This is a genomic window from Brevibacterium aurantiacum (genome assembly GCF_900169065.1).
Taxonomy (GTDB): Bacteria; Actinomycetota; Actinomycetes; order Actinomycetales; family Brevibacteriaceae; genus Brevibacterium; species Brevibacterium aurantiacum.
Genome location: NZ_FXZB01000006.1, coordinates 103,087 through 115,166, shown reverse-complemented (window position 1 = coordinate 115,166; position 12,080 = coordinate 103,087). Strand labels below are relative to the sequence as shown.

Here is a 12,080-nt window from a genome sequence, read left to right as displayed (position 1 = left end):
TATGACTGATTTCTACTCAGCTCCCCAACACAGGTTCCCGGTGCCCTCGCTGCGGGTGGCGGCCTCGGACGGCATCGACGATGCGCAGAATACGATCATTCTGGCCTACCGTTCGGAATCGTCGACGGCGCTCCTTGAGCAGGCGATCGCCGGCGCCCGACGAGAGAACGCGGCTGTGCGCGTCGTCCACTTCGAATCGGATACGACGACCGCGCCCTCGGCCGGTGCCCTGTCTCAGACGAAGGAGCTGGCCGATCGGCTCGCCGAGGCGGACCTCCAGTTCGAGATCCAACGCGCCGATTCCGATGTGGCCTCCCAGATCATCGACCTCGCTGAGGAGTGGCAGGCGAAGCTCATCGTGATGCCCTCCAAGCGCCGCTCCCCCGTGGTCAAGCTGCTGCTGGGTTCGAGCACCCAGAGGGTCATCCTCGAGGCCGAGTGCCCGGTGCTCATCGTCAAGTAGCGTGCTGCCAGCTGAGTTCGCACCCGTGCGGATGCGAACTCAGCGGCCCGAGGGCCTCAGCGTGCCAGCAGTTCCCCGGCACCTGCCCCGGTGAGTGAGGCGTCGAGGAGTTCGATCGTGTGCGCTGTCGGCAGCGTCGCCTCGCCCTGCCTGCGCAGAGCGTCCGTGACCTGCAGCAGACACCCCGGATTGCCGGTGACAACCAGTGCGGCATTGGTGGCGGCGATGTTCGTGGCCTTCTTATCCCCGAGTTCGCGGGCCGTCTCCGGGCGCACGAGGTTGTAGATGCCAGCCGATCCGCAGCAGGTGTCGGCATCCTTGATCGCAGCCAGTTCGATCCCGGGGATCTGGCCCAGGAGTTCACGTGGTGGATTGCGCACTCCTTGGGCATGGGAGAGGTGGCAGGCATCGTGGTAGGCCACCCGCAGTCCGCCCTCGGCCACCGGATGCCGTGGTGCGCTGGGTCCGAGTTCGACGAGGATCTCGGTGACGTCTCTGACCTTGTCCGCCAGCTCCTTCGCGCGCTGGGCATAGGCGGGGTCATCGGCGAGGATGTCGGCGTATTCCTTCATCGTCGATCCGCAGCCTGCGGAGTTGACGACGAGATAGCCCACCTCCGCCGAGGTGAATGTGTCCACGATCCTGCGCGCGAAGTCCTCACCTTCCTCGCTGCGCCCGGCATGGACCGACAGTGCCCCGCAGCAGCCCTGTGACTGCGGCACGACGACCTCACAGCCCTCCATGTTGAGCACGCGCACAGTGGCGGCATTCACCTGCGGGTAGAAGGTCCGCTGCACACAGCCGAGCAGCATCCCCACCCGGGCTCTGACCGGCAGCGCCTCTCCTTCGGCAGAGCGTGGCGGGTTCGTGGCGGGAATGGTGACCTTCTTCGTCACCGGCGGTGCGATGGCCTCCATCGTGGCCAGGGTCGGTGAGAGCTTCTCGAGGACCTTGGACTTGCGGATGACATTCGACAGTCCCGTCCGCTGGTAGAGCTTGAGCGGTGCCAGCAGGGTCTTGAGACGGTCCGGGTACGGGAACAGCTGGAAGATGGCCTCCCGCAGGGCCACCTCGGCGCGGCTGCGGTGCTCTTTTCCGTTGCGTTCGACCTGACCGCGGGTGGCTTCGATGAGTTTGTCGTACTGGACTCCGGACGGGCAGGCGCTGACGCAGGCCATGCAGCCCAGGCAGGCGTCGAAGTGCTCGACCATCGAGGCGGTCATCGGACCCTCTTCCAGGCCCTTCTCCATCAGGTAGATGCGCCCGCGCGGTGAGTCTTCCTCATTGCCCCACAGCTGGTAGGTCGGGCAGGCGGGAAGGCAGAAGCCGCAGTGGACGCAGTCGGCGATCAGCCCCGGGTCCGGTGGGTTGAAGACGTCGAAGGCCGAATGGTCCATGGTCGGCGGGGCCATCTCCATCGTGGCCTGGCCCGCGGTCGCCATCGTGGCTTCCAGCGGTGTCGGTCCGCTCGTCTCCTTGGGCGCTCCGCCGCCCTGGCAGCCTCCTGCGCCACCGCAATCGCATGACATCACAGTCCTCCTATTCCACGTCCGGGTGAGAGCAGACCGTCCGGATCGAACTGGTCCTTGATGGTGCGCATGAGCCCGACTCCGGGGATCTCGCCCCACGCATCGACGTCGCCCCACACCGAGGCGGGGGCACAGAGCACGGTCGCGCTCAGCTGCTTCTGACCCCAGGAGCGCAGGTGTTCGAGAACCACTCGGGTCGCGATCGTGGGGTCCGAGTCGAGGTCGCCGATGCCCAGATCGAAGACACCCATGGCGGACCCGCGCAGCTGAATCGGGTAGCCGATGGTGTCCTCGAGGCGGGCGATCTCCCCGACCAGCTGGGGAACCAGTGCAGGAGACACCGAAGCCCGGATGGTCACCGGAGCCTGGGCCCGCCGTGCCCACCAGCTCGGCTCGACGCACCGCTGAGCGCCCGGGTAGGCGCTGACGATGCTCTCGGTGCGCGAAGCGACGGATTCTTCGAGTCCTTCGACCATGACCACGGTCGACGCTTGTCCGCCCGGGGACCGGTCGATCTCCACAGCGGCCGGAGCCACCTGGGAGCCGATGACTTCGAGTGCCGCCTCGGCGCCGGGGATCTCGACGTATCCCTGGGTCTGGGGCTTCGGGTAGAGCCGGAGCGCGGCACTGGCGATGATGCCCAGGGTGCCCCAGGAACCAGTCATGAGTTTGGCGAGGTCGTAGCCGGCGACGTTCTTGACGACCTTGCCACCGGCCTTCGCGATGGTTCCGTCGGCGAGGACGACAGTGACGCCGAGGACGACTTCACGCAGCGGCAGCCGTCCGATGCGGCGCGGTCCCACGGCCCGGGTGGCGATGGCACCGCCCAACGTCGAGCCTGAATCGGTGCGATCGGCGGGAAAGTCCGGCAGGAGCTCTTGGTCCCCGGTCTCGGCGACGGCATTGAGTTCGGCGATCGTGGCTCCGGCCCCGGCGACGAGGATGAGGTCCCCGGGTGAGTGTTCGATGACCTGGTTGAGGCCTCCCATGTCGATGAGGAGACCCGGGGTGTGACCCGGAGGGTGGTCATCGAGCGCGGTCCCGCCGCCGTAGACGGCGATGGTGCGAGATTCGCGATGGGCGCGGGCCACGAGCTCGGACAGTTCCTCAACGCTCTCGGGCCGGGCCATCCGGGGAAGTTCTTCGGTCAAAACAGCTCCGCCTTTCCTGCTGCCTGCAGTGGGTGCTCCCCCGATGTTCGCCGAGGTGGTTCCCCGCACAGCCGTGGAGTCGGGAAGACCTTGCCCGGGTTGGACAGATGGTTCGGGTCGAAGGCACAGCGCAGGATCTGCATGGTATCGAGGTCGTCGTTGGTGAACATGCGCGGCATGAATTTGGCCTTGTCGGAACCGACCCCGTGTTCACCGGTGATCGACCCGCCTTCACTCAGGCACAGGTCGAGGATGCGCCCCGAGGCGGTCTCGGCCAGTTCGGTCTGGCCTTCCACGCTACCGTCGAAGAGCACGAGCGGATGCAGGTTGCCGTCGCCGGCATGGAAGACGTTGGCCACGCGGACCCCGCATTCCTCCGCGATCGTGGAGATCGAGGCGAGCACAGGCCCGAGCCGGGACCGTGGGATGACCCCGTCTTGGACGATGTAGTCGGGGCTGATCCGGCCAACGGCTGCGAAGGCGGACTTGCGGCCCTTCCAGATCAGGCCGCGTTCGACATTGTCCACGGCGACCCTGATCTCTCCGGCCCCATGGTCCTTCGCCCGGGCGATGACCGTCTCACGCTCGAGGTCGACGTCGATGGCGGGACCGTCGAGTTCGACGACGAGGACGGCACCGGCACCCTCGGGATAATTGCAGGCCACGGCCTTCTCGGCGGCCTCGATGGCCAGGGCATCCATCATCTCGATGGCCGCGGGCATGATTCCCGCGGAGATGATGTCGCTGACTGCCTCACCGGCGGCATCGGTGGACTCGAATCCGATGAGCAACGTCTCCACTGCCTCGGGCAGGCGGGTCAGTCGCACGGTCACCTCAGTGACGATGCCCAGTGTCCCCTCGGATCCGCAGAGCACGCCGAGGAGGTCGTAGCCGGGGTATTCGGGGGCGTCTCCCCCGATCTCGACGATGTCGCCGCGGGCGGTGACGAGGGTGACGCCGGTGACGTGGTTGGTGGTGAACCCGTATTTGAGGCAGTGGGCGCCGCCGGAGTTCTCGGCGACATTGCCGCCGATCGAGCACACGCTCTGGCTTGAGGGGTCCGGGGCGAAGTAGTAGCCGCCCGGGTTGGCCTCATTGGAGAGATTGAGGTTGATGACTCCGGGCTGCACGATGGCACGCTGGGCGAGAGGATCGATGTCGAGGATGTCTCGCATCGTCGACATGACGATGAGCACGCCCTCCGCATGGGGTTGGGCTCCACCGGAGAGACCGGTGCCCGAACCGCGGGCGACGAAGGGGACATCGAACTCATGGCAGGCACCCACGGTCAGGGCCACCTCGGCGGTGGAGGTGACGCGGATGACCAGGGCTGGGACGGTCCTGTGCACCGCCAGGCCATCGCATTCGTAGGTCTTGCGTTCGTTCTCGTCGGTGACGATCGCCCCTGGTGGCAAATGCGGTTCGATCCGTGTGAGGACCGATTCGATGCTGCTCATGTCCACTCCCGCCTCCTTGCGTCGATGATGTCGAGCTTAGCGAAGAACGCCGCCGAAAATGTGCTGCGGGGCACATTTTCGACGGCGTTCTTACCTGGTGAGACTCCTGAACCGTGGAGACTCAGGGGACCGAAACTCAGGGCATACGGGCGTATGCCGGCAGGGTCAGGAAGTCGACGTATTCGTCGGCGACGGCCACTGACAGGAACGTGTCGGTGGCGTCCTTCCAGTCCGCTTCCTCACCGGGCAGCTTCGCGACCTCTTCGGACACGATCTGGCGGACGAGGTCGCCGGTGACGGTGACTCCGGTGTCGAGTTCGACTCCGGCGTCCATCCACTGCCATACCTGGGAGCGGGAGATCTCGGCGGTGGCCGCGTCCTCCATGAGTCCGTGGATGGCGACCGCACCGTTGCCTTCGAGCCAGGCGCGCAGGTACTGGATGCCGACGTTGACGTTGGTGCGCAGGCCGGCCTCGGTGATGGAGCCGGGTGTCGACTTCACGTCGAGGAGATCGGCGGCGGCGACGGAGACGTCTTCGCGCTTGTTCTCGATCTGGTTGGGGTTCTCACCCAGTGTCTCGGTGAAGACCTCCTTGCAGAGGGCGACCATGCCGGGGTGGGCGACCCAGGAGCCGTCGAAGCCCTTGCTGGCCTCACGGGACTTGTCCTCGCGGACCTTGTTGAAGGCGGCCTCGTTCTCGTCCTTGTCCTTGGAGGGAACGAAGGCGGACATGCCGCCGATCGCGTGGGCACCGCGCTTGTGGCAGGTGCGCACGAGGAGTTCGGTGTAGGCGCGCATGAACGGCACCGTCATCGTGACATCCGAACGGTCGGGCAGCAGGTAGTCAGAGCCGCGGGACCGGAAGTTCTTGATCACGGAGAAGATGTAGTCCCAGCGGCCGGCGTTGAGACCTGAGGAGTGCTCACGCAGTTCGTAGAGAATCTCCTCCATCTCGAAGGCGGCCGGGTAGGTTTCGATGAGCACGGTGGCGCGGATGGTCCCGCGTGCCAGGCCGAAGGCGTCCTCGGCATGGTCGAAGACCTGGTTCCACAGTCGCGCTTCGAGGTGGGATTCCATCTTCGGCAGGTAGAAGTAGGGACCCTTGCCCTTCTCGATCTGGATCTGCCCGGCGGTGGAGAAGTAGAGGGCGAAGTCCACGAGGGAGCCCGAGGCCTCTTCACCGTCGACGAGGATGTGCTTCTCCGGCATGTGCCAGCCGCGAGGACGCACGACGATGGTCGGCAGTTCCTCGTCGGGAGCCAGCGTGTAGGACTTGCCCTCTGGTGAGGTGAAGTCGATCTCGCGGGTCAGGGAGTCGAGCAGGTTGACCTGGCCGCCGATGACCGAATCCCACTGCGGGGTGTTTGCGTCTTCCTGATCGGCCAGCCACACCTTGGCGCCGGAGTTCAGGGCGTTGATCGTCATCTTCTTGTAGGTGGGGCCGGTGACCTCGACGCGACGGTCTTCGAGACCCGGGGCCGGCGGTGCGACCTGCCAGCTGGGATCATTGCGGATCTCAGCGGTCTCCGGGAGGAAGTCCAGATCAGCGCCGGCGGCAATCTGCGCCTGGCGCTCCTTGCGAGCCTCCAGTCGTTCGAGGCGGACCCCATTGAACTTCCGGTTCAGCTCGACGATGAGTTCGAGGGCCTTCGGGGTGAGCACCTTCTCTGCCCCGTCCGGCAGTTCGCCGGTGATCTCCATGCCTTCTGGAATATCCAGATTCTCGATTTGAGCAGTCATCGGTGGTTCTCCTTATTCGGCACTTTCACTAGTGCATCGCTGATCGCTGGCAACGGGGTTTAGCCTGCGAAACTTTCACATCGTGAAATTTATTGTTCACACAACGAAAAGAATAGGAGGTGATGCACATCTCGTCAAACGCTTCCCTCGAGGTGAGACGCAGGATTCCCTTGACGGTACAACAATCCACCAGGCACGATGAAGCCAGGTACTTCGTTTGCGGAGTCGGCACCACATCGTCTGCTGATCAACCGATCAGAGATGGGCGGACTCCTCGACCAAGCGGCAACGATGCCGCGGATCGGATTCACGATGGACAACCTCGCTGTCGCGGCGCTTCTTGCGCTCGCCCCCATCCTCCTGGCAGGAATCCTGCTCATCGGGTTTCGCTGGCCCGCGAAATATGCCATGCCGATCGGCCTGGTCGCTGCCGCACTCGTCGCGAACTTCGCGTGGCAGATCGACTGGGTGACGATCAGCGCTTCGGTGGTCCAAGGCCTGCTCACCGCGATCGGGCTGCTGTGGATCGTCTTCGGCGCCCTCCTGCTCCTGGCCACCGTCACACGATCGGGAGCAATCCAGACGATTCGCGCCGGCTTCGTCTCGATCTCTCCGGATCGACGTGTCCAGGTCATCATCATCGCCTGGCTCTTCGGTTCCTTCATCGAAGGCGCAGCCGGCTTCGGCACACCCGCCGCAGTGGTTGCACCGCTGCTGCTCGCCCTCGGCTTCCCCGCCATCGCAGCGGTCCTCGCCGGTCTCATCATCCAGTCCACACCGGTGAGCTTCGGTGCTGTGGGAACACCCATGATCGTCGGAATCGGCACCGGGCTGTCGAAGGAAGACGGCAGCATGTCTGCCGATGTCGCGGCAAGAGCGTCCGAACTCGGTCTCAGCCAATCCGAATTCATCGCCCACACTGCCGCCCAGGTCGCCCTCATGCACGGCATCTGCGGAATCCTCATCCCGCTTCTGCTGTCCTGCCTGATGACCGGATTCTTCGGCCGCAACAGGCGCTTCGCCGACGGTCTGGCGATCGCGCCGTTCGCTATCTTCTCGGCCCTGGCCATGATCGTGCCCTACCTCCTCGTGGCCAACCTGCTCGGGCCTGAATTCCCCTCGCTCATCGGCGGCCTCGTCGGTTTGGCGATCGTGGTCTCGGCCAGCAAAGCCGGATTCCTCATGCCGAAGAAGACCTGGGACTTCGCCCCGCGTGAGATGTGGCCCAAACACTGGATGGGCACCGTGGACCCGGCCGATGAGGCAGCGGAGCTGACGAAGAAGATGTCGATGATCCGCGCGTGGTCGCCCTACCTCATCGTCGTCGCGCTCCTGCTCTTCACTCGCAACGTGCCCCCGGTCAAGGAATTCCTCACCGGGCCTGCCGTCATCAAGGTCAAGGAGATCTTCGGCACCGCGATCAGTTCGGATATGGACCTCCTGTGGTCCCCGGGCTTCATCTTCGTCATCGCCTGCCTCTGCACCTATCTCATCCACCGGATGACCGGCTCTCAGATCGCCGGCTCGTGGAAGATCGCAGGTTCGCAGATCGCCGGCGCCGCCGTGGCGCTGCTGTGTTCACTGCCCTTGGTGCGCGTGTTCATCAACTCCGGCAGCGACTACAACGCCTCCGGTTTGGACTCGATGCCGGTGACCCTCGCCGAGGCGGCCGCGAGTACCGTCGGCAGCGGCTGGCCGCTGTTGGCTCCGTTCGTCGGTGCCCTGGGCGCCTTCGTCGCCGGTTCGAACACGGTCTCGAACATCATGTTCTCGCAGTTCCAGTTCTCCACCGGATCGGCGATCGGGGCTGCCAGTCCCGAAACGGTCGTCGCCGCGCAGGCCGTGGGCGGAGCGGCCGGAAACATGGTCGCCGTCCACAATGTCGTCGCCGCCTCGGCGACGGTCGGTCTGGTCGGGCGTGAAGGAGAGCTCATCAGGCGCACCTCCATTCCGATGCTCGTCTACTCCCTGACCGCCGGTGCTCTGGCCTTCATCGGCATCAACGGACTCGGGTTCAATTCGGGAACGATCGTCTTCGGTGCAGTCCTTGTGGGACTCATCGTTGCCGTCGTCCTCGCCCGGAAGTCACCTGGCAAGGAACTCGTGGCCGAGACGCCACGACCCAAGGAGAAGGCAGTCGAGGACTGAGGCGACGACCTCCGGCCGGGCCCTGAGATGCACTTCGCCCGCGGTGGACCCTCCTGTGAGGGTTACCGCGGGCGAACTGTATGTGCGTGGTCGAACGAACTCAGACGATGACGACCATGGGGACGATCATCGGCTTGCGACGCAGCTTCGAGGACGCCCAGCGTCCCACCGTGCGGCGTACGACCTGCTGCAGCTGGTACTGGTCCGTCGTTCCGTCCTTGAGGGCGTCTTCGACGGCCTTGGTGACCTTCGGCATGATCGAGTCGAAGACCGAATCGGATTCGGCCACACCGCGGGCATGGATCTCGGGCCCGGCGATGAGGGACTTGGTCTGGCTGTTGATGGCCATGAAGATCGTGACGAAGCCTTCGCCGGAGAGCACGAGACGGTCCTTGAGGTCCGCCTCGGTGATCTCACCGACCGAGGAGCCGTCGACGAAGACGAAGTTGCAGTCCACTGCACCCACAACCTCGGCGTGGCCGTCCTTGAGGTCGACGACCCAACCGTCATCGGCCAGGACGATGTTGTCCGGGTTCACTCCGGTCGCCTCGGCGTGCCTGGCGTTGGCCAGCATGTGTCGCCATTCACCGTGGACGGGCATGACGCCGCGCGGCTTGACGATGTTGTAGCAGTAGAGCAGCTCGCCGCCGGAAGCGTGTCCGGAGACGTGGATCTTGGCGTCTGCCTTCGAGATGACGTTGGCGCCCAGCTTCATCAGCCCATTGATGACCTTGAACACTGAGTTCTCGTTGCCGGGGATGAGCGAGGAGGCGAGGATGACGGTGTCGCCGTCGCCCACCTCGACGCGGTGGCTGCGGTTGGCCATGCGTGAGAGCGCGGCCATCGGCTCACCCTGCGAACCGGTGCACATGAGCACGACCTGGTCATCGGGGAGTTTGTCGACCTCTTTGATGTCGATGAGGGCACCGCGCGGAACCTCGAGGTAGCCGAGGTCTTCGGCGATCTTCATGTTGCGCACCATCGAGCGACCGACGAGGGCAACCTTGCGGCCGTGCGCGTCTGCGGCGTTGAGCACCTGCTGGACGCGGTGGATGTGCGAGGAGAACGAGGCGACGATGATGCGACGCTCGGCGTGACCGAAGAGGTTCTCGAGAACCGGTCCGATGTCCTTCTCCAGGGCGGTGAACCCGGGGACCTCGGCGTTCGTCGAGTCCGTCATGAACAGGTCCACGCCTTCTTCGCCGAGGCGGGCGAAGGCGCGCAGGTCAGTGATCCGGCCGTCGAGAGGGAGCTGGTCCATCTTGAAGTCGCCGGTGTGGAGGATATTTCCGGCGCCGGTGCGGATGAAGACCGCGAGGGCGTCGGGGATCGAGTGGTTGACGGCGACGAACTCGAGGTCGAAGGGACCGAGCTGATCGACGTCGTCTTCCTTGACCACACGGGTGATCGGCTTGATCCGGTGTTCCTTGAGCTTGGCCTCGATGAGCGCGATCGTCAGCTTCGAGCCGAGGATCGGGATGTCGGCCCGCCGGCGCAGCAGGTAGGGAACGGCACCGATGTGGTCTTCGTGGCCGTGGGTCAGCACGAGGCCGACGATGTCGTCGAGGCGATCATCGAGGTAGGCGAAGTCGGGGAGAATGAGGTCGACGCCGGGCTGGTCCTCTTCGGGGAAGAGGACGCCGCAGTCAACGATGAGCAGCTTGCCGTGGTACTCGAACACGGTCATGTTGCGTCCGACTTCGCCGAGGCCGCCGAGCGCGACGATGCGGACGGCTTCTGCGTCCATCTTCGGCGGAAGCTTCAATTCTTGGGTCAATGCATTATTCACTGAGGTAACCACTCCTGGTCAATTGGGCGGTCACGAGCGCCATCTGCTCTTCGTCTGCTGGGAGCAGCGGCATTCGCGTTCCGCGGTTGTCGAGTATTCCTTGGGCCTGCAATGCGGCCTTGGCCGAGATGACTCCCGGCATGTGATTCATGAGCGCGTCGACCATGTCTGCTGTTTCATGGGCAATCGCGCGAGCGGTGGTGAGGTCGTTGTTCGCCACGGCGGCGACCATCTCGGCGAACCTCGGTGTGCAGACGTGGCCGGCAACGGAGACCACGCCGAGTGCACCGAGAGCCAGCAGCGGAAGGTTGAGTGCGTCCTCGCCCGAGTAGTAGACGAGGGAGCTGCGGTTCATCACCTGCGCCGAGGCGAAGAGGTCGCCCTTGGCGTCCTTGACCGCGAGGATGTTGGGGTGATCGGCCAGCCCGAGGAGGGTCTCCGTTCTGATGGGCACACCGGAGCGGCCCGGGATGTCATAGAGCATGACGGGAAGATCGGTCGAGTCGGCGGCCGCGCGCATGTGAGCGGCGATCGCCGGCTGCGTCGGCTTCGAGTAGTAGGGGGTGACGATGAGGATGCCGTCGGCACCGGCCGCAGCCGAACGCTTGGACAGATCGATGGTGTGTGCGGTGACGTTGTTGCCGGTGCCCGCAATGATCTTCGCGCGGTCTCCGATGACTCCGCGGACGACCTTGAGCAGCTCGATCTTCTCATCGTCGGTCGTCGTCGGTGATTCGCCGGTGGTTCCGGACACGACGAGCATGTCGTTGCCGAGGTCGACGAGGTGGTTCGCCACCTTCTCCACGGCAGGATAATCGATGGTTCCGTCGTCCTTGAACGGCGTCACCATCGCCGTACCGACAGTACCGAACGCATCAATCGCAGCGGCTGCTGCGCTGTCACCGAGAATCGCCATACGAAAAGGATACCGCGCACAGTCCACGACTGCGGCAGTGGCTGTGCGCGCGCCACGAGTGCATTGTCTCTTCACCGGCGCCAGCGCGCGCCCGCAAGCCGCTCATCGGCGGCGTGGAAGGCGTTCGCCCGGGGCGTTGCCGGGCGTTGCGGCAACTAGAGACAGATCACACCACTCGGGTTCGGCGCTTTGCGACGCTGTCGCCGTTGGGGCTGTCGCTGCTGCCGCTACTGTCACTGCCGTCGCTGCTGCCGTCACCGCCGTCGATGCCCAACAGCGCCCTGGCGATGAGTTCGAGGGAGGCGGCGATCCGAACAGGTGTGGCAGCGCTGCGTCCGGCGGCCACGGCAAGATCGAAGCCGTCGATGGCTGCGACGAGGGTGTCGACGATGAGATCGACGTCCGCCTGCGGCCGGAAACTTCCGTCGTCGATGCCGGCGGTGATGAGTTCCCGGAAGTGGGCGCCCCATTCTGTGAAGACGGCATCGACCGGGGCTCGGAGATAGTCGTTGCGGCCGGAGCCTGCGACGAGTTCAATCCACACCTGGGATCGCCGACGCAGATCGGCGATTCGCGGCACGGCGTGCAGACTCGCCTGCAGCTTCTCCCCCGCAGTTCCCGGCACGTGGGACAGAGCCGCGATGGCGGAGACGACGGAGCTGCTGTGGGCCGAGAATGCTTGGACGAGCAGCTCGTCACGGGAACCGAAGTAGTACTGCACTGTGCCCACGGAGACTCCGGCCACCTCGGCGATGTCCTTCATCCGCACTGCCTCCACACCGCGGTGCCCGATCTGGTCGATGGCGGATTCGAGGATGGCGCTGCGTCGGATCGCAACCTCGGCGGCGCCGTATTGGGGACGCGGGGTCATGGGACTTCCACCTGC

Annotated in this window: 9 protein-coding genes; 2 read left to right on the top strand and 7 right to left on the bottom strand. The window is 65.0% G+C overall.

The window, feature by feature from the left end; all coding sequences use genetic code 11:
- The first annotated feature begins 1 nt into the window (after window position 1).
- A complete protein-coding gene (locus tag BAUR9175_RS05700) occupies window positions 2-463 on the top strand; it encodes a universal stress protein (RefSeq protein ID WP_101583181.1) in 462 nt (153 codons plus the stop codon).
- 56 nt (window positions 464-519) lie between these two features.
- Here the strand turns inward: BAUR9175_RS05700 and BAUR9175_RS05695 are convergent, their stop codons facing one another.
- From BAUR9175_RS05695 to aceB, 4 genes are all read right to left on the bottom strand, one after another.
- Window positions 520-1,992: a heterodisulfide reductase-related iron-sulfur binding cluster gene (locus BAUR9175_RS05695; RefSeq protein ID WP_180959207.1), complete on the bottom strand. Its 1,473-nt coding sequence runs from the start codon at window positions 1,990-1,992 to the stop codon at window positions 520-522.
- Window positions 1,992-3,143, bottom strand: a complete 1,152-nt coding sequence (locus BAUR9175_RS05690; RefSeq protein ID WP_029416970.1) for an FAD-binding oxidoreductase — start codon at window positions 3,141-3,143, stop codon at window positions 1,992-1,994. Before BAUR9175_RS05690 ends, BAUR9175_RS05695 begins: the two co-directional genes overlap by 1 nt.
- Window positions 3,140-4,600 (bottom strand): FAD-linked oxidase C-terminal domain-containing protein, encoded by a 1,461-nt coding sequence (locus BAUR9175_RS05685; protein WP_180959206.1) that lies wholly within the window; start codon window positions 4,598-4,600, stop codon window positions 3,140-3,142. Before BAUR9175_RS05685 ends, BAUR9175_RS05690 begins: the two co-directional genes overlap by 4 nt.
- A 136-nt stretch (window positions 4,601-4,736) precedes the next feature.
- On the bottom strand, window positions 4,737-6,341 hold the full coding sequence (gene aceB, locus BAUR9175_RS05680) for a malate synthase A (protein ID WP_009882965.1): 1,605 nt from the start codon (window positions 6,339-6,341) through the stop codon (window positions 4,737-4,739).
- Window positions 6,342-6,539: 198 nt separating this feature from the next.
- On the opposite strand from aceB, the gene BAUR9175_RS05675 reads away from it, so the two are divergent.
- Window positions 6,540-8,489, top strand: coding sequence for an L-lactate permease (locus tag BAUR9175_RS05675; protein WP_096162778.1), 1,950 nt, complete (start codon window positions 6,540-6,542; stop codon window positions 8,487-8,489).
- Window positions 8,490-8,589: 100 nt separating this feature from the next.
- Here BAUR9175_RS05675 and BAUR9175_RS05670 read toward each other — a convergent pair whose 3' ends face one another.
- From BAUR9175_RS05670 to BAUR9175_RS05660, 3 genes are all read right to left on the bottom strand, one after another.
- Complete coding sequence (locus BAUR9175_RS05670) at window positions 8,590-10,236, bottom strand: ribonuclease J (protein ID WP_009882967.1); 1,647 nt, start codon at window positions 10,234-10,236, stop codon at window positions 8,590-8,592.
- Between the two features lie 34 nt (window positions 10,237-10,270).
- Window positions 10,271-11,194, bottom strand: a complete 924-nt coding sequence (dapA, locus tag BAUR9175_RS05665; protein ID WP_069600418.1) for a 4-hydroxy-tetrahydrodipicolinate synthase — start codon at window positions 11,192-11,194, stop codon at window positions 10,271-10,273.
- Between the two features lie 166 nt (window positions 11,195-11,360).
- A complete protein-coding gene (locus BAUR9175_RS05660) occupies window positions 11,361-12,065 on the bottom strand; it encodes a TetR/AcrR family transcriptional regulator (protein ID WP_096157235.1) in 705 nt (234 codons plus the stop codon).
- Window positions 12,066-12,080 lie beyond the last annotated feature (15 nt).

Coding starts and splice junctions, on each gene's coding strand:
- BAUR9175_RS05675 (WP_096162778.1), top strand. CDS start 6,540: ATGAAGCCAGGTACTTCGTTTGCGGAGTCGGCACCACATCGTCTGCTG.
- BAUR9175_RS05700 (WP_101583181.1), top strand. CDS start 2: ATGACTGATTTCTACTCAGCTCCCCAACACAGGTTCCCGGTGCCCTCG.
- BAUR9175_RS05660 (WP_096157235.1), bottom strand. CDS start 12,065: ATGACCCCGCGTCCCCAATACGGCGCCGCCGAGGTTGCGATCCGACGC.
- BAUR9175_RS05695 (WP_180959207.1), bottom strand. CDS start 1,992: ATGTCATGCGATTGCGGTGGCGCAGGAGGCTGCCAGGGCGGCGGAGCG.
- BAUR9175_RS05670 (WP_009882967.1), bottom strand. CDS start 10,236: ATGGACGCAGAAGCCGTCCGCATCGTCGCGCTCGGCGGCCTCGGCGAA.
- dapA (WP_069600418.1), bottom strand. CDS start 11,194: ATGGCGATTCTCGGTGACAGCGCAGCAGCCGCTGCGATTGATGCGTTC.
- BAUR9175_RS05685 (WP_180959206.1), bottom strand. CDS start 4,600: ATGAGCAGCATCGAATCGGTCCTCACACGGATCGAACCGCATTTGCCA.
- aceB (WP_009882965.1), bottom strand. CDS start 6,341: ATGACTGCTCAAATCGAGAATCTGGATATTCCAGAAGGCATGGAGATC.